The organism is Stutzerimonas stutzeri RCH2 (assembly GCF_000327065.1).
GTDB lineage: Bacteria > Pseudomonadota > Gammaproteobacteria > Pseudomonadales > Pseudomonadaceae > Stutzerimonas > Stutzerimonas stutzeri_AE.
In genome coordinates, this window is the sequence record NC_019936.1 from 3591141 (window position 1) to 3609252 (window position 18112).

15 protein-coding genes are annotated in these 18112 nt (G+C 57.3%); 10 read left to right on the top strand and 5 right to left on the bottom strand.

Annotated elements, in window-relative coordinates:
- Positions 1-28 precede the first annotated feature (28 nt).
- Positions 29-649 carry a tyrosine-type recombinase/integrase gene (locus PSEST_RS16630; protein ID WP_015278136.1) on the bottom strand — a complete coding sequence of 207 codons (621 nt, stop codon included), beginning with the start codon at positions 647-649 and terminating at the stop codon, positions 29-31.
- 580 nt (positions 650-1229) lie between these two features.
- Between PSEST_RS16630 and PSEST_RS16635 the strand changes: the two genes are divergently transcribed.
- The 4 genes from PSEST_RS16635 (at position 1230) to PSEST_RS16645 (ending at position 4682) form a co-directional block, all read left to right on the top strand.
- Entirely contained in the window at positions 1230-1709 is a 480-nt protein-coding gene (locus PSEST_RS16635; RefSeq protein ID WP_015278137.1) for a YqhA family protein, read from the top strand.
- Positions 1710-1809: 100 nt separating this feature from the next.
- Positions 1810-2457, top strand: coding sequence for a GNAT family N-acetyltransferase (locus PSEST_RS16640; RefSeq protein WP_015278138.1), 648 nt, complete (start codon positions 1810-1812; stop codon positions 2455-2457).
- Positions 2458-2522: 65 nt separating this feature from the next.
- The gene (locus PSEST_RS21905; RefSeq protein WP_080585066.1) at positions 2523-3083 is read left to right on the top strand and encodes a hypothetical protein; all 561 of its coding nucleotides are present in this window, start codon (positions 2523-2525) and stop codon (positions 3081-3083) included.
- A gap of 228 nt (positions 3084-3311) precedes the next feature.
- Positions 3312-4682 (top strand): IS1182 family transposase, encoded by a 1371-nt coding sequence (locus PSEST_RS16645; RefSeq protein WP_015276282.1) that lies wholly within the window; start codon positions 3312-3314, stop codon positions 4680-4682.
- 500 nt (positions 4683-5182) lie between these two features.
- Here PSEST_RS16645 and PSEST_RS16650 read toward each other — a convergent pair whose 3' ends face one another.
- From PSEST_RS16650 to PSEST_RS16665, 4 genes are read right to left on the bottom strand one after another with little or no spacing between them, the layout of a single operon-like run.
- Positions 5183-5581 carry a hypothetical protein gene (locus PSEST_RS16650; RefSeq protein WP_015278140.1) on the bottom strand — a complete coding sequence of 133 codons (399 nt, stop codon included), beginning with the start codon at positions 5579-5581 and terminating at the stop codon, positions 5183-5185.
- 2 nt (positions 5582-5583) lie between these two features.
- Positions 5584-7815 carry a hypothetical protein gene (locus PSEST_RS16655; RefSeq protein ID WP_015278141.1) on the bottom strand — a complete coding sequence of 744 codons (2232 nt, stop codon included), beginning with the start codon at positions 7813-7815 and terminating at the stop codon, positions 5584-5586.
- The gene (locus PSEST_RS16660; protein ID WP_015278142.1) at positions 7812-9398 is read right to left on the bottom strand and encodes a site-specific integrase; all 1587 of its coding nucleotides are present in this window, start codon (positions 9396-9398) and stop codon (positions 7812-7814) included. The genes PSEST_RS16655 and PSEST_RS16660 overlap by 4 nt, the downstream gene beginning before the upstream one ends.
- Entirely contained in the window at positions 9395-10660 is a 1266-nt protein-coding gene (locus PSEST_RS16665; protein ID WP_015278143.1) for a site-specific integrase, read from the bottom strand. Before PSEST_RS16665 ends, PSEST_RS16660 begins: the two co-directional genes overlap by 4 nt.
- Before the next feature lie 147 nt (positions 10661-10807).
- Between PSEST_RS16665 and ettA the strand changes: the two genes are divergently transcribed.
- From ettA to gdhA, 6 genes are all read left to right on the top strand, one after another.
- The gene (gene ettA / locus PSEST_RS16670) at positions 10808-12502 is read left to right on the top strand and encodes an energy-dependent translational throttle protein EttA (protein ID WP_015278144.1); all 1695 of its coding nucleotides are present in this window, start codon (positions 10808-10810) and stop codon (positions 12500-12502) included.
- Positions 12503-12661: 159 nt separating this feature from the next.
- Positions 12662-14653, top strand: a complete 1992-nt coding sequence (gene siaA / locus PSEST_RS16675) for a biofilm regulation protein phosphatase SiaA (protein WP_015278145.1) — start codon at positions 12662-12664, stop codon at positions 14651-14653.
- Positions 14654-14668: 15 nt separating this feature from the next.
- Entirely contained in the window at positions 14669-15211 is a 543-nt protein-coding gene (siaB, locus tag PSEST_RS16680) for a biofilm regulation protein kinase SiaB (protein ID WP_015278146.1), read from the top strand.
- Between the two features lie 17 nt (positions 15212-15228).
- The gene (siaC, locus tag PSEST_RS16685; protein ID WP_015278147.1) at positions 15229-15606 is read left to right on the top strand and encodes a biofilm regulation phosphoprotein SiaC; all 378 of its coding nucleotides are present in this window, start codon (positions 15229-15231) and stop codon (positions 15604-15606) included.
- A 12-nt stretch (positions 15607-15618) separates the two neighbouring features.
- On the top strand, positions 15619-16404 hold the full coding sequence (gene siaD / locus PSEST_RS16690) for a biofilm regulation diguanylate cyclase SiaD (RefSeq protein ID WP_015278148.1): 786 nt from the start codon (positions 15619-15621) through the stop codon (positions 16402-16404).
- Between the two features lie 266 nt (positions 16405-16670).
- Entirely contained in the window at positions 16671-18008 is a 1338-nt protein-coding gene (gene gdhA, locus PSEST_RS16695; protein WP_015278149.1) for an NADP-specific glutamate dehydrogenase, read from the top strand.
- The last annotated feature ends 104 nt before the right edge of the window (positions 18009-18112 follow it).

Sequence of the window (18112 nt, forward strand, 5' to 3'; positions counted from 1 at the left end):
GTCTGACTTCGACCGTCGCTATACATGGTCAAACCTCGGTCTGCTCCGCCATTTCCAAGGCGTCATCGACCTCAATCCCGAGGTATCGGACAGTGCTCTCAAGCTTCGTATGGCCGAGCAGCAATTGAACCGCACGCAGGTTCTTCGTCCTGCGATAGATCAGTGATGCCTTCGTACGTCTCATTGTGTGAGTGCCATACATGGCTGGATCAAGGCCAATGGCTTTCACCCAGCCTTTGACGATACGGGCGTATTGACGAGTGGAGAGATGGTCAGAGGTATGCAGCCGGCTCGGAAAAAGGCAGTCCTCGCTGCGGAGCTGGGCTTGATGTATCCAGGCCGCGAGAGCAGACCGTGTTTGCTCAGTGATCTCGAACTGCACTGGCCGCTGCGTTTTCTGCTGCATCACCATGGCTCGTGATGACAGGTTTTCGCCATGGGCAACGTCGCGCACACGGAGCTTGGTTAAATCGCAGGCTCGCAGCTTGCTGTCGATGGCTAAATCGAAGAGCGCTAGATCTCGACTTCTCTCGGCGATTTGCAGCCTCACCCGGATTGCCCAGATATCTCTCAGGCGGAGCGGGGCCTTCTGTCCGACTAATTTTCCTTTGTTCCAGGGCTGATGGCTGTAGGTAGCAATGGTGTTCATGGCAAGTCCTCCTGGTGTGGGAGGACAAGGATGGTTGGCCGGAGCAATGGTCGCTAACCGGCCAGAAGCGGCCACTAATTTCTTGGCAATCAACAGCAGAAAAAGCATTATGGAAACAACTGCTCACGCGCAGTCCCATCTTCGGCGGCATGGATGCCTTGCTTATCTCACACAAGCATTCATTCCTGCTAGCTTTGGCGACATGCTGTGAAGCGCGGGCTTATGCCGCATTCGGCCGCCCTGGCTTATACCGCGTTCGATATAACGTCGCAGCAGAAGGGAGTGAAAGATGCATAAAACACTGATCCGCAAGAGAAAAGTCAACATTGTTAGCGAAATGTTAGGCTGCGTATTAGTCGAGCGTTCGGTCTAATCACTGTTAGTGGCTTTTCTCCAGGTCATGTCAGGGTCACGAACGTTTGAAGTAATCCAGCAGTAATCCGACAGCTCCAGTGTTCGGCTAACGCCGTAGAAAGCACAATCTAGAGGTTGATTAACGAGATAGTAGATGGTCCGGTGAAACCGACTAAGAGAAAATTGTGAGTCTGTAACTGACGTTGTGACGCGGCCCGGAGAAATTATGATCGAGAGAGTTTTCAGAAGTAGTCGGTTTATGGTGTGGGTGGCAGTCGTTATCTGTGCGGTGTCATCTTTGCTCTTGTATGGTGCCTCGGTTAACATAATCTGGAATACCGCACTGGATGTAGTACGTGATATACCTGTCTCTGCTGACGACGGCAAGAGCCTCGCGGTTCGCCTCCTGAAGCTGTTGGATCTCCTGCTGATCGCTATTACTTTTCAGATCATGGCGGTTAACCTGTATCGTCTGTTCATCCGTCCGGTGTCTGATGATGACAGAGAATCCCAAAACCCTCTGGACATTAAGAGCTTCCATGATTTGAAGATAACAGTAAGCCAAGTGGCTGTTGTGCTACTGGTGGTTCTGTTCCTTGAGCAGGCGGTAGAGATTGGCGCTACGATCGCTACGTTATACTTTGGTGCTGCCATCGGTATCATTATTTTGGCCTCGGTATTCGCGTGGAAGAATATGAAAGACTGATGCACAGCACGCGGTTAGACGTCACCTGCTGGTTGCCTGAACTAGAGAGGCAACCACTCCGCAGAGAATGTAGGCGGCCAACGCTTCATGGGAGCCTGCTTTGGGCAAGAGCCAACGTCACGGGCGTCTGCCACTAACCAATCCAAGCATAGCGACACCATTTCGGTTGCGGCTTCGCCTTCACTACAAAGCTGCGCGTGTTGGCGGCGTTATGCGCATCCATAGAGAGGGTACTCTTATTATTGAAATCAGGAAGGCAGAAAAAGCGGACGTTCCTGCGATACTCGACCTTGTTCGAGGAAAAGCGGAATTCGATGGGTGTTTGAATTCGCTTCAATCTACGGAAGCTGACATTGAGGAAGCTTTCTTCTCCGAACAACCCAAGGCGTTTGCGCTCTTGGCCATGAAGTCAGGCGAGGCCGTGGGTATCGCGACGTACTACAGTATCTATTCCACGTTCATTGCCAAGCCTGGCATCTGGCTAGACGATCTGTTTGTCTATCCGCAGTTCCGGGGAAGCGGTGTGGGCGAAGCTCTACTCTCAGAGCTGTGTATCCTCGCTCAGAATACTGGCTGCGGGCGTATTGACTGGATCGTGGCTACCGACAATGATCGAGGAAGGAGCTTCTACGAGCGCTCGGGCGCTCGGATATTCGAAGAGGTACGGCGTGCCCGGTTAGATGAATGTGCGATCAACGCACTTGCAGAGAAAGCGCATAACAAAGCAATGCACCCGACAAGCGGGTGATTGCGGCGTTAGGCACAGTCAAACACGCAACAATCCAATTCTTTCAACCCAGGGGTCTCCCAACTATGAAAGTCAAACTTGTAGCATTAACAGCATTAGTCGCACTTACCTCAAATATTGCGAACGCAAACGAGCCCATCGTTGTAAATCAGGCAGTAACAGAGAAGGAAGCATTAACAGCTCAGCAAGCATGGTGTGCTGCTCTTCTTGATATCAACGCCGCATACGAAAAGGATGGAAAAGTAGCAGCGAGAGCATTGGCCGAGAAAGTCATAGATTCCGCTTACGCCTACCAAATGGGCGCAGTACTCTTTAAGCCTACGCTCACGGTGAACCCTCAAACATTTCGCCCCACACGTGCCGGTGCGCTATCTTATTTCGTTGGCGGTGACCCATCCTTCCCTGCCGACACAGGTTTTGCTCTAAAAGGCTGGAGAAAATGTGAGCCTGTCACTTCTGCTATTTTTCTTGATGGCAATAGCGCAATTACTATGGGGAAAGTTCACTTCACAGATAAAAATGGGAAAGTGACTACCGTTGACAAAACGTGGGGTTACGTTAAAGACGATGCGGGAAATTTGCGCATTAACCTTCACCATTCATCATTGGAGTACCAACCTAAGTAAATCCGCTATAAACCCATAGGCAGTGGAGTTGTTGCCTAACAAGTCATTCCAGCGGACTGCCTACGGCAGCCGCTGAATTCCAACGTTAGGTTATCCGAGCAAAAGTGACCCGCCCCTCATTCCTCAGTCACTGTGAATGTCCGCTTCTGGCCGATTCTGTTGAAAAAGTAGCGACCTCCCCATGCCGTTGGCAAAATTGCTTTGTCAGCGGGCGTGGAGGCGAACAGCATGATGGGACAGTTACCGGGAGGACAGCAGCGCCTGTTCTACTCGTTCAATCTCGAAGATCACGTCCCGGCCCAACATCTCCTGCGCAGCATCGACCAGTGCCTGGATCTCAGTGATCTGCGCGCCTATCTGGCGGATTTCTATAGCCCCATCGGGCGTCCCTCGATTGACCCGGAATTGATGGTGCGCATGCTGGTCGTCGGCTACTGCTATGGCATTCGTTCCGAGCGGCGATTGTGCGAAGAGGTGCACCTGAACCTGGCCTATCGCTGGTTCTGCCGGCTGGGTCTGGAAGACGAAGTACCTAATCACTCGACCTTCTCGAAGAATCGCCATGGCCGTTTCCGTGACAGCGATCTGTTCCGCTGGTTGTTCAATGAAGTGCTGCGGCGCTGCATGGCAGCCGGCCTAGTCAAGGGCGAAGGTTTCGCCGTCGACGCCAGCATCATCAAGGCGGATGCCAGCCGGCAACGTGGGGTGGTGGGAGATGAAGTCGATTGGAGCGATCCAAAGCTCAGCAGCCGCGCCGTGCGCGAGTACCTCGAAGCACTTGATGAAGATGCGTTGGCTGAGGCTCTTCCCAAGAAGATTTCGCTCACCGATCCTCAGTCCCGTTGGACAGCAGCACCAGGCGGCCCGGCCTTCTTTGCCTACTCCACAAATTACCTGATCGACACTGAGCACGGTGTGATCATGGATGTGGAAGCGACCCCGGCGCACCGTACCACCGAAGTCGACTCGACCAGGACGATGGTCGAGCGTGTCGAAGCGCAGTTCGACCTCACACCGGAACGCCTCATCGGCGACACCGCCTATGGCACTGCCCCGATGCTGGCCTGGATGGTCGAAGAGAAGGACATCGAGCCGCATGTGCCGGTGTGGGACAAGACTGAGCGCAAGGACGACAGTCTCTCCAGTAACGACTTCCACTGGAATCAGGAAGCCGATGAATATCGCTGCCCAACCGGCAAACCGCTACGCAGTGAATGGCGCGCCTTCACCCAGAAAAGATCGCGGGTAACCAAGGCCAACACCATCATCTACCGCTCCAGCCAAACCGACTGCGTCACCTGTCCGTTGAAAGCGAAATGCTGCCCCAACACACCGAATCGGAAGATCGTTCGCAGCATCCATGAGGCTGCCCGCGATGTGGCTCGACGCATCGCCAAGACACCGGAATACCTCGTCTCACGTTGCGAACGGAAGAAGGTGGAGATGCTTTTCGCCCATCTTAAACGGATCATGAAACTCGACCGTTTACGACTGCGTGGCCTGACAGGCGCCACTGACGAATTCACCATGGCTGCGATGGTGCAGAACCTGCGCCGCATGGCCAAGCTTTTGCCTCAAGGGCCACCGCTCACGGGATAGGTACGCCTGTGGCGAGCAGAAACCCTCGAATTAACCCTCAAACCTGAGCAAGGACGCTCAGTGAAACGCCGAAAGGTAACTTGAAGTGGCTTGCAGCCACTTCGACAGCAGGTACATCCGACCGCCTTGCTGCCGCTAAACCTACTTTTTCAACAGAATCGGCCGATTTCTGCCTGTCGGCACTTGCCGAGATCGCCAGAAGCGGACAGTCAGCACTGACTACGTATCTGGGTCGATTCAATGGTGGTCAGGCCTCGTCGTCTACCTCGATCGGCTGGATCAATTCCGGCCCATGGTTGCGTACGTTCCCTACCGCCTTACTCACACGGTACCACTCAAATTCCTCGGCCGGCCTTGGTGCAGCAGCATCTGTTCTGCCCGGTGGTTGGTAGTGGTGGGGGCTATCCATTCCCCTTCCAGAACGTAGCGCGGAGTATGGTCCGAATGCTCGGATTTCAGGTCGTAGCTGAGTCTTTTCCAGGTAAATTTCTGACACCGGATCAGGTCTTTTTTCGAAGCTGTGAAACCGGCCGCTCCAACATCGATTGCGTTAGCCCGTGCATATCCGCATTGGCTTGCCAGATCAAAAACCGGCTATGCATATCTCGAACAGCAGCTAACAGCTTCTGATTGGTCGTTGTCAGTTTCTCAATGTGCTCGTTGGCTGCCTGAATATCGCTAATCCAGCCCGGCTTCAGCTTCTGAGCCTTCAATGCCGCCTTGCAATTCTTCATCGCTAAATCCACGGCAGGTAGATTCATCAGGGACTGGCGAGCACGACTGATACCCAGTTTTTCTTTGCAGGCCTCGACGAGCAAAGGCCAGGTCAGCTTCGGCTCTGACCATTCCTCAATCAGCTTAATGATACGTTTCTCATCCTTTGGCGTTAAATGTCCCATCGTTAACCCTCGATCTCATCCAGCAAGGCCAAGACGTCATCCAGAGATGGTAACCCCTCTTGCGTCTGGTTCCCTTCAATGACTTTGACTTCGATCAGCCCCGACATTGCGGCGGCGTTCTTGGTCAGCGTCCAACCGTTATCGGCGTTCCACACAATGGCACCGTTTTCGAGTTTGGGGTCTTCCAGCGTTAGGATTAACGCCTCGCACTTATAGAGCTTTTCACTCAGTTTTTTGGCTGACTCCGATGCCCCAAAGACATCCCGAGACTGCGCATCCAGAGCTTTATCGAGGCGAAGTTTAAGGTCGTCGCGTTCTTCCTTGAGGTTGCCAAGCTTCACGTCATCCCCTTTGACGCAGCCGAGCAGCCCGCAGTCCAAACAGGCTCCCATTTTCGGGCAAGGCTCGTAAGCAAAATTGTGCACACAGACGCCGAGATGGGTTTGATGGACAACGCGGTCCGGTTCACCCTCGCGCAGTTCCCTTACATCACCAAGAGTCAGAGGCTGATTTGTTTTGACCTTGTCCAGACGCTGAGCACCGGTGCTGTGCTTAGTTTTGGGGTGGAACGCCGCAACCCTCTGGGTGCGGTCCTCGATGGTTTCATGGTTGTAGACCGATCCCCTCGACGTACGCCCGGAGAAGGCGTCAATCAGGAGTTGCGACAGACCGGCCTGGTGCATCCGCGTGTTCAATTCATGCCGAAACGCATGCGTGTTGACCTTGATGCCGGGGTAGCCATGGCGCTCAAACATACTTTTAATACGCGGGTCGTTCGCACCGCCTAATTGCGCTGTCAATCGGTTAGAGTGCGCCGCGATCTCCACACCAAATTCGTGTTTCTCGTTACCTGAGTTTTTTGCCATTGCTCCCGTGCGCACGGTAAACAGCGCATCACGGTATTTAACCCGAGCTTTACCCTCCGTGTATGGCGTGGTGTATGGAAAATCTTTTGGAAGATACTTTTCCCGCAACAGCACATTGAGCTTGCGAAGCGTGATCATGCATCGGTCGTCAAACTCAATACTCTGGAATCTTTGCTTGCCCTTAACATATATGCGCTGCCCTGCGCTGGAGTCCCACCCGTCACGGATATCGGCCAAGAGGGCTCGTGCGGCGGGGCTGAGCGCCTTTTGCTTCTCTACGGATTTCAGGAACTTACTTTTGAATACGCTTCGCGGGTGGGATGTTTCATGAACGGTGAGTTTCACTGCGGCACAGCATTCGGCGTACGTGAGCGGTTCATCAGGTCCCTTAGATGGCACTCCTTCGTGGGGGGGGAAATCATCGGGATTGTCTTCTAGCCAGGCGGCGTAAGCACGCGGCTCATCGGTGATCGGTTTCAGTAACGTAATGACCCGTTCGACGACCGGCTCCATCTCAGGCTTAACGACGGGCTTCAGCGTCACCTGGTTTATCTTTTCCGAGTGCCAGCGCAGGAACATGCGCCGATTACCCTGGTTATCCTCTTTAAATACCACGCAATCCAATTCAACATCCGCCAATTCACCCACGCGACTGGGGGCACTCAGCAACAGCGCACAGGCGGAGGTCACAACGATATCGAGGGGGAGGGTCAATTCGTTTGAGAACACTTCCCCGAGGGCTCTGATCGCGTCAGGGCTGGGAAGCTTCTGTTCCCGATCTGCTCTTTGTTGCTTGAGCGTGCCATTAGGCTTAATTGTCAGCGGAGAGGTCCACCGGAAATCCGAATTGAGCAGATTTTTGGCCCGCATCAGGCTGATGATGGTCTCAAGTGACTTACTGTACGTGTATGCGTTGTTACCTTTGGTCCAGTAACGGTCCATGTACTCGCACGCTTTATTGCAAACAGCGGCGGACACCCGCGTCACATCCCGTGTGCCGGTCAGTTCGAGTAGGGCGGCTTCCAGCGCCCTCAGAGAACCCATCCAGCCTCCCACCGCCTTTTTTTGCAAATACACCCCTCGATACACCAGTAAGGCTTTGGCAAAATCCGTGAAGGGTGCCTGCATTGCCTTTGGGGCAGATCTAGTTGATCCGACCGCCGAGAAGTTACAGCCTGTGAATCCATGCGGGTGCCAACTGCTATCTTCCCAGAGAATACTCGCGTGCACTCGACTGGGAATGCCTTTGGGCAGGGTCTGTTTTGCCCATTCGATAAATGCCTCAAGTTGAGCCTCCGCAGCCAGCTGGCTCCTGGGCTTAAAATCGACAATGTTATTCGCCGATTCAGAATAAAACGCATCGGTCATTCGTCTTCCCTCCCGGATCGGAGCATGGCCTCACAATCCAGAATCACCTTACGGCAAGCCAGAATGGCCCGATCCCAGAGCACGCCGGTAATTTTATCCGTGGCAATGGTTTGCGCCCGACGACGCTCCAATCGCTCAAGGACCGCATGGTGATTGCCGTTCAGAAGGGGTTGGAATTTTCCGCATGCGTAACAGGTGTACGGCGCATCAAGATGGCAGGTGGCAGTGGCACCGCATACTGCCACATCCTCGATTTGTCGATCCGCTCGGTCCCCGTTTTCAGCTGAGGTACGATCCGCGACAATGATTCCGGTGAACGCATTCACAACCAAGGCCAGCTGGTCGCTCATCTTCGCGTCGATCAACGCCATCAACTCCGCCGATATGGCGCGGTACTTTCGCACTGTGTGAGTGTTTCTGTGCATCAATGCACGGGCCATTGTCCACTCATCCTGCCCCGCATTGGAAAGGTCCGTGCCGAGGGTATGTCTGAACCGGTGGCCCCGCGTCACTTTCAGCGGCTGATGGGTGCGAGGCGAAATCGGAAAGGACTCCATCCGCTCGATGCGGGCAAGCCAAGCATGAATTGTGCTTTTTCCGGCATGAAAGATTGGCTGCGGCGCGTATTCGAGGTCTTTTTGAAGGGGGCTATCGAGCAAAACAGGGGGAGACATCCGCTCACGACATTCAGCTTCATCATGCAGCTTCCGACGAAAGATGGGCACATTTTCAATGGCTGCATTCCAGTCGGCACCGTTTGGATAGGTTTGCCAGAGTTGCGCCAGAACTATTGCCTTGTAGGACTGCACGGTGTTGTAGAGGTCCTCATCCAGACTGAATGTTTCGGGCTTTACTCGCCAACCTGCCTCGTCGTCAATTTGCTTTACCCAATGAAACCTGACATTGCAGCCCTGGTCGCTCTTCGTGAAATCAGCAAAAATCATCATTCGCACCTGAGCGCCACGCTGCCCGTAAATCATCAATATGCGCAGGTAAAGGTACTGCTCGAAATCTAAGTGCCCGTGACAAAACTGCTCATGGATCCATTGGTACAGCGCGTCTTGCTCCACCTGCGTGAGCGGGCCTTGTTCGGGGTCCAGTGTGAGGATCACGTCGTTGCTCGAACTCTTTTTCCTGGGCAGTGCCTGGTAGGCGTCGATCAGTGGTTGCGACGGGTGCTGTTCGAGTGACTCGCAGTCGTGCCAAAACTCCATGAAAGCTGCAATGAGACTGAACTCTCTATAGTTAAATCGCTCCCGCAAAGCGATCAGTTGACCCTCGTTGAGCGGGTCTATCTCGCTCTGAGCAGCCCGCGACAACACACTGGCGGTATTAGCAACCGTGCGCGCTGCCGCATTGGCCATTCGGTACGCCAGGGCTGCGTGCAACCAGGGCTGCCAATCCGACGAGACGCAGGCAATAGCTGCCTCCCAGTTGACTGGTTGACTGGTCGATTTATCCGGACTCCACATCGGTTCTGCGGGTGTGAACACCTCCCCACATTTCGCCAGGCGAGGTGTGTTCAGCCATGCATCGAGGCTGTCCTTCGTGGGGGCCTGAAGTGCTTCTACGGAGATGTTCATTTTGAACCCCCTTTTGTCGTGCCGGTCTTCTGGCGGATGGCCTTAAGCCGCTCGGCCCGTTTCTGTATCGCTTTGTCTGCCTCTTCCTTCCAGAATTTCGCGCCGTAGAGGCCGGGCATGTTTGATGCGGGATTCCAGCCGAACATCCATGTGAGGGTCTTTTGAACTTGCGTGGTGCGATCCTCCGGCGTGAGCGTTGCCAGTTCCTCACGCATGCTTTCCAGCATCGTGTAAACCGCGTCATGCCTCAGGATATGCAGGTGCACATGAGCCAGTTTCGGCGCTATTTCTCGGACCTTGGACAGAACACCATCCACTGCCTTGATGGTCAGAGGTCCGCCCTCATTTCGCTTGTGCGCAACAAGCAAAAACGGATGCCTTCTCGCTTGCGATGCGCCGTTACGGGGCTTCCTGTGGCGATATTTCGATTCGTACTCAGTGATTGCGTCATACAGGTCATCGGTCATCACCAGCATGCGCTCGTGGGTTTTGAATTGCGGGGCCATGGTTCGTGGATCGAGGCTTTCATCTTCCAGGTTGACCACCGCTAGTTGACGACTGTGCCAGTGAATATCGCTGGTCTTGATCAGCAGCATCTCGGAGCGGCGAAGCCCCATATCCAGACCCAAAAGCAAAATGATGTAATTACGTAATCGAATAGCTGGATCAGCGAAGGGGTTGATCGGACTGTCAGGGCGCAGAATCTCCAGCAATCGATCTCGCTCCTGGGTTGTCAGTCCTTTCATTTCGTCCAATCGCGTTTTTTTCCACGCAGGGCTGGCCGCTTTGATCTTGCGGTTGATGCGCTTCTTCACATCGTCAACCGCCTCATATCGTGATGAGTGATCACCCAACTTGTCATAGAGGAAGGCCAGATAATCGCGTACCGCCTCGATTCGCTGCCGCGCATGGACTTTGCCAACGGATTTGTAGGCAGTCGGATGCAAACGCATCCCCGCATACTTCATGGCCAGGGTTTCCTTGCTGAACCCCGCGTCCGACACAAACCGAGAAAGTTCAGTGTCTGTCAGGTATTGGCTGGCAGGGCGCTGTTCGATGCGAGAAATCAGATCAATAGAGGAGAAGGCTAGAAACTGCTCAAGCACAACTAGATGCTCAAGGTACTTCTTGGTTGTTTCCAGTGCTCTGCCCGAGTGCTCCATGGTCATGTAGAGGTTGGGGTAGTAAACCGGGATGTAGTCTTGCACCAGTAGCTTTCTGCGAGCACCATTCACCACCTGCTCTATGACCTGGAGACCCATATTGCTCCCTCATAAAAAATAACTTTTCTAAATATAGTCAGGAACAAGTTTGGGTCAACGCAAAATCTAACGTTTTGCTTTCCAGAATTTAAGCGCTTGTCGCTACCATAACTCTCTGAAAAAGCAGGATTAAAGGCGAATCAAACCATGTCAAAAAGTGACAAAGCAGGCAAAACAGGCTCTTACGTCTACACCATGCACCGGCTGAGCAAGGTCGTTCCGCCGAAGCGTGAGATTCTCAAGAACATCTCCCTGTCGTTCTTCCCTGGCGCCAAGATCGGCGTGCTCGGTCTGAACGGCGCCGGTAAATCCACCCTGCTGCGCATCATGGCCGGCGTCGACACCGAGTTCGACGGCGAAGCCCGCGCCATGCCGGGCATCAATGTCGGCTATCTGCCGCAGGAGCCGCAGCTCGATCCCGAGAAGACCGTGCGTGAAGTCGTCGAGGAGGCGGTTGGTGTGATCAAGGACGCCCAGGCCCGCCTGGATGCCGTCTACGCCGCCTACGCCGAGCCGGACGCCGATTTCGATGCCCTGGCTGCCGAGCAGGCCAAGCTCGAAGCAATCCTGCAGGCATCCGACGGTCACAACCTGGAGCGTCAGCTGGAAGTCGCCGCCGATGCATTGCGCCTGCCGGCGTGGGACGCCAAAGTCGCGCACCTGTCCGGCGGAGAGAAGCGCCGCGTCGCCCTCTGCCGCCTGCTGCTGTCGGCCCCGGACATGCTGCTGCTGGACGAACCGACCAACCACCTGGACGCTGACTCGGTGGCCTGGCTGGAACGTTTCCTCCATGACTTCCCGGGCACCGTGGTAGCGATCACCCACGATCGTTACTTCCTCGACAACGTCGCCGGCTGGATTCTCGAACTCGACCGCGGCGCGGGCATCCCGTACGAAGGCAACTATTCCGGCTGGCTGGAAGCCAAATCGGCGCGTCTGGCGCAGGAATCCAAGCAGCAGTCGGCCCATGAAAAGGCCATGAAGGAAGAACTGGAATGGGTGCGCAAAGGCGCCAAGGCCCGCCAGTCCAAATCCAAGGCTCGTCTGCAGCGCTTCGAGGAAATGCAGTCGCAGGAATTCCAGAAACGCGCAGAGACCAACGAGATCTACATTCCGGCCGGCCCGCGCCTGGGTGACAAGGTCATCGAATTCAAGAACGTCACCAAGGGCTATGGCGACCGCGTACTGATCGACAACCTCTCCTTCAGCGTGCCGAAAGGCGCCATCGTTGGCGTGATCGGTGGTAACGGTGCCGGTAAGTCGACCCTGTTCCGCATGCTGATGGGCAAGGAAACCCCGGATTCCGGCAGCATCGAAATCGGCGACACCGTGCAATTGGCCTGCGTGGATCAGAGCCGCGACGACCTGGAAGGTGGCAAGACCGTCTGGGAAGCGGTCTCCGATGGCCTGGACCAGATTCGCATCGGCAACTACGAGGTGCCGTCGCGCGGCTACGTCGGCCGCTTCAACTTCAAGGGCGCCGACCAGCAGAAGTTCGTCAAGGATCTCTCCGGCGGTGAGCGCGGTCGTCTGCACCTGGCGCTGACCCTCAAGCAGGGCGCCAACGTGCTGCTGCTCGACGAACCGTCCAACGACCTCGACGTGGAAACCCTGCGCTCGCTGGAAGAGGCACTGCTGGACTTCCCCGGCTCGGCCATCGTGATCTCCCACGATCGCTGGTTCCTCGACCGCGTCGCCACCCACATCCTCTCCTACGAGGACGATGGCGGTGTCGTGTTCTTCGAAGGCAACTACACCGAGTATGAAGCCGATCGCAAGAGGCGCCTCGGTGACGCAGCCTCCCAGCCACACCGAGTCAGGTACAAGAAGCTCGCGCAGTAACGGTTGCACCAGACGAACGGAGCCCAAGCGGCTCCGTTCTTGCGTCAGAAAGACGACTATCGACTAGTAGCAAAACGCCTTATGTCGGATAATTGCCGCTTTTCGATAACCGGCCGGCGATCATCCACCGCGCCAATCTAGCGACAGAGGGAACTTCGCATGGCAGCCTTGGGACTGCGCGGCAAATCACTGCTGGCCCTGTTGCTGAGCTGTCTCCTCGCTTTCGCCCTCGCCGGCCTGATCGGTCGGGAGGCCTTGCTTGGCGTGCAGCACCGCTTTGGCGAGGCCTACGCGCGCAACGTCGTACAGCTCAACCGCGAACGTCTTTTCGCGCCGGTATCCCGCGAACTGGCCCTTGCCCAGCGTCTCGCCGCCTCTCAGCTGACAGTCGCCTGGCTGCAGGCCGAAGACAGTCCGGCCAAGCGCGACACCTTTTTCAAAGAAGCCGCCGGCTACCAGCAGGCATTCGGCGACCATGCATATTTCGCTGCGTCTGCCAGCAGCAACAGCTATTACTCCAACGGCCCGGGCCAGGAGCCAAGCCAGGCGCCGCGCTACCTGATGAGCCCGGACAATCCGCGCGACGAGTGGTTCTACCAGACCCTGCAGGCAACAGCTCCCTACTCGATCAATGTCGACCGCTCCGTAGTCACTGGCGAGCTCAAGGTATGGTTCAACGTGCAGGTGCGCGACGGCGATCGTCATCTAGGCCTGGTCGGCTCGGGCATCGGGTTGCGCGCCTTTCTGGATGATTTCATCGAGTCGAGCAAGGTCGGAGTCGAGTCGATGGTGCTCGACGCCTACGGCTCGATCCTGGTGCACCCGAATCAGAACCTGGTCACGCTGAATGCCGAGACGGCCCGTGGGCGCTCGCTATCGACCAACGTGCTGGGGCTGCTCGACGATATCAGCGCCGCCACGGCAGTCCGCCAGGCGATGGCCGACAGCCGCGAGGCACCCGGAACAGTCTCGACATTGCGCGTCACCCTGGACGGGGCGCCGCGTCTCCTGGCGCTGAGCTGGATACCGGAACTGCAATGGTTCGTCGCCAGCTCCGTCGATCTCGGCACTGCACAGGTGGTCGAGGTACGCCCTCTGCTGCCCGCCATCGGCCTGTTTCTGGTGCTCTTCCTGCTGCTGATCGGCGGCGGTGCCTGGCTGGTCGAAAAGCGCGTGCTCAAGCCGCTGCGCCAGCTGCGCCGCGGTGCTCAGGCGCTGGCGGCCGGACAGTACGATGTAGCGTTGCCGCTCGGCCGCAAAGACGAGATCGGCGAGCTGAGCGCTGCCTTCGGCAGCATGGCGCAGACGGTTCGCAGCCACACCAGCGAACTGGAAAACCGCGTGCGCGAGCGTACCCAGGAACTGGAGCGAGCGAACCGCGACATGGCGGCCGCGCACAAGAAGATCGACGATTCCATCGACTATGCCAGCCTCATCCAGCGCTCCATCCTGCCCAATCGGCAGCTGGTCAGCGCCATGGGCGATCGTCATGCGGTGCTCTGGCGGCCACGTGATGTCGTCGGGGGCGACTTCTATGTCTACCGGGCGGACGAGCGCGGTTGCCTGTTCGGTGTAGTCGATTGTGCCGGGCATGGCGTGCCGGGCGCGCTGATGACCATGCTCGCCCACGCCGCCATCGACCAGGCGCTCGGCACGACCGGCCTGAATGATCCGGCAGCTGCGCTATCGCGTACCGACGCGATCGTCCGCAGCATGCTGCGTGAAGAGGACGACGCCCATGCGCTGGCCACCAACATGGACATCGGCCTGGCCTATGTCGACCTGCAGCGACGCGAGGTGCGCTACGCCGGAGCGAAGATCGCGCTGTACTACTGCGACGGCGAGGAGGTCCAGGAAGTCCGCGCGGCGCGACGCGCGATCGGTGACAAGCGCATCGGCGAGTACCACAACACCCTCGTCAAACTGCAGCCGGGGCGGACGTTCTACATGACCACCGACGGCTTCCTCGACCAGGCGGGTGGCGAACAGGGGTACGGCTTCGGCAACAGCCGCTTCGCCAGCATGCTCCGCGCGCACGCCAGACTGCCGCTGGCCGACCAAGGCGAAGCCTTCAGCCGTGCGCTGGCGCACTATCAGGGTGATTATCCGCAGCGCGACGACATCACGATGTTATGTTTCCGTTTCGATTGAGACAGGGAGTTGGCAATGGCCCCGATTGACATGTTCGCGATGCGCGAATGCTACAACCAGCAACAGATCATGTTGTGCTTCAACGGCCCCATCTCGCGCAGCCTGATCGAAGAGATAGGCAACGCGCTGCGCAATTACATGGCCGAAGAACAGGCCCACCCGTCATCGGCAATGGATGTGTTCGCCGTCTACATCGAGATGACGCAGAACATTCGCCATTACACCCGCGAGAAGAACTGGTCCGATCAGCAGGCAGGGGCCACGGTGGTGGTGTCGCGCGATGATCAGGGCCGCTATGTCGTCTCGGCCGGCAACCTGATCGAAACCGCCGACGGCCAATTGCTGCTCGGTGCAGTGGCCGAACTGGCGAAGAAGAACAAGGCGGAACTGAAGGCGCTGTACAAGGAACAATTGCGCCGGCCACGCGACGAACATGTGACCTCCGGCGCAGGGCTGGGCCTGATCGACATTGCGCGCAAATCCAGCGAGCCGCTCAAGGCCTCGTTGCAACCGGTTTCCGACGAACTTTCCTTCATCAGTCTGAGCGCCGTCATCTGACCTCCAAGAGCATCCACATGAACGATTTCTCCATCCCCGGCAGCCAATCCACCCCCGCCATTCATTCGGACTGGGAAAAAGGTGTCGTCTCGATGCAGGGCGATTCCTATCCGGAAAACTCTTACGAACTGTTCCATCAGGTCTATGACTGGATTGAGCGTTTCCTCGGCCAGGCCTCGCATCCGCTCGCCCTCGAACTGCGTCTGCTGTATCTCAACACCAGCAGCATCAAGGCGATGATGGACATCTTCGACCTGCTCGAAGCGGCCTATCAGGATGGCCGTCAGGTGGCCGTAAACTGGTACTACGACATCCGCAACGAGCGCGTGGTAGAGCTGGCCGAAGAGTTCAAGGAAGACTGCACTTTCCCCTTTTCCATCCTCAGTCACGACTGACAGAAGGTTGATATGCGTGGGCCATCGCCGCTAGAGCAAGAGGTTGCCGATCTCCTCGCCGATCCGCAGTTCGAGGGCCATCCGTTGAAGGAGGCCCTGAGCCAGCTGTGGGGAGCCCACCACGACCTGCTCGGACGCATCGAGCGAATCGCCCGCGTCTCTGACGGTTACCAGAGCATTGCCCGCGAGCGTGAAATGAGCCTGGCCGCACGCTTCGACAAGCAGTTGCGGCAGTTGGAGAAGGTCGCGCGCATCTCCGATCGCTATCAACTGATGATGCACGACCTGAATGCCTCCCTGCGCGAGGCCTCGACACTCGACTCGCTGACCGGCATCGCCAACCGTCGACTGCTGACCGAACGCCTGCGCGAGGAAAGCGAGCGCGCCAAACGCTATGCGCGCCCGCTGGCAGTGGTCATGTTGGATATCGACCGTTTCAAGCTGATCAACGATGAACACGGTCATGAGGTCGGTGATCGGGTATTGATCGAAGTGGTCCGCGTCATGGAAGCGGAGATTCGCGAACAGGATCTCTGCGGTCGCTGGGGCGGCGAAGAGTTTCTGATCCTCATGCCCGAATGCACCGCACCTACCGCTGGTGCGGTGATGGCCCGTATGGGAGAGAGCATCAGCGCACTCGGCGTGCGAGTGAACGACAGTCTGCTGGGCGTCACCGCGAGCATGGGCATTGCCGAGCTGCGCGCCGAGGAAACCTATTCGAGCACCATCAATCGGGCCGATTTCGCGCTGCTGCGCGCAAAACGTAGCGGGCGCAATCGCTGCGAGCTGGCCGACTGAGCAGGCGTAGCGCATCGATTTTTCTGCACAAAAACGACGCACGGTATGCGTCATTTTGGCGCGAAAGGCGGCACCTGACCGACCAGGCTCCGCCGAATACCCCGCGCTAGGCGACATCGCCGATCCTCCGCTGCTGCTCACAAGCGCGCACCATTGACATGCACCTCAGACCCATGTCGCACTTCCGCGGTGCGAAGCAGGTTTGCTACAGTCGCGCGCCAAAAATTATTAATGACTGCCACTGCGCGGTCGCCGAGGGCCTACTGATGATCGAAACCGTTGATGCCTTTCTCGCCCGCCTGAAGCAACGCGACCCACACCAACCCGAGTTCCACCAGGCCGTGGAAGAAGTGGTTCGCAGCCTCTGGCCATTTCTCGAAGCCCATCCGCACTACATGCAGGCCGGCATCATCGAACGCATGGTCGAACCGGAACGCGCCATCATTTTCCGGGTACCGTGGGTCGACGATCAGGGTCGCGTCCAGGTCAACCGCGGCTTCCGCATTCAGATGAACAGCGCAATCGGCCCCTACAAGGGCGGCCTGCGTTTCCACCCATCGGTGAACATCGGCGTGCTCAAGTTCCTGGCCTTCGAGCAGGTCTTCAAGAACTCGCTCACCTCGCTCCCCATGGGCGGCGGCAAGGGCGGTTCGGACTTCAATCCGAAGGGCAAGAGCGACAATGAAGTGATGCGCTTCTGCCAGTCGTTCATGAGCGAGCTGTACCGCCACATCGGCGCGGATCTCGACGTGCCAGCCGGTGACATCGGCGTCGGCGGTCGCGAGATCGGCTTCCTGTTCGGCCAGTACAAGCGCCTGTCCAACCAGTTCACCTCGGTCCTGACCGGCAAGGGCCTGCCCTACGGCGGCAGCCTGATCCGCCCGGAAGCCACCGGCTACGGCTGCGTGTACTTCGCCGAGGAAATGCTCAAGAGCACCCACAGCAGCTTCGAAGGCAAGCGCGTCTCGATTTCCGGCTCCGGCAACGTGGCCCAGTACGCCGCGCAGAAGGTCATGGAGCTAGGCGGCCGGGTCATCTCGCTGTCCGACTCCGGCGGTACCCTGCACTTCCCGGATGGCCTGACGGGCGAGCAGTGGGACTACCTGATGGACCTGAAAAACGTCCGCCGCGGCCGCCTCGAGGAGATGGGTGCGCATTTCGGTGTGACCTACCTGGCCGATCAGCGTCCGTGGAGCCTGCCGTGCGATATCGCCCTGCCCTGCGCCACACAGAACGAGCTGGACGGCGAAGACGCTCGCATGCTGCTGAAGAATGGCTGCGTCTGCGTCGCCGAAGGCGCCAACATGCCGTCGACGCTGGAAGCCGTGGACCTGTTCCTCGAGGCCGGCATCCTCTACGCACCAGGCAAGGCATCCAATGCTGGCGGTGTGGCCTGTAGCGGCCTGGAAATGAGCCAGAACGCCATGCGTCTGCACTGGACTGCCGGCGAGGTGGACACCAAGCTGCACAGCATCATGCAGTCGATCCACCACGCTTGTGTCGCTCACGGCGAGGAAAACGGCCGGATCAACTACGTCAAGGGCGCCAACATCGCCGGCTTCGTCAAGGTTGCCGACGCCATGCTGGCCCAGGGCGTCGTTTAACCGCGCCAGCGGCACGCCATAAGAAAAGCCCCTGCCGGATCGTCCGACAGGGGCTTTTTGCTTTCTTGCTGGCAACCGTGAAGCTTGGGCCGGGAAGCCGGCAT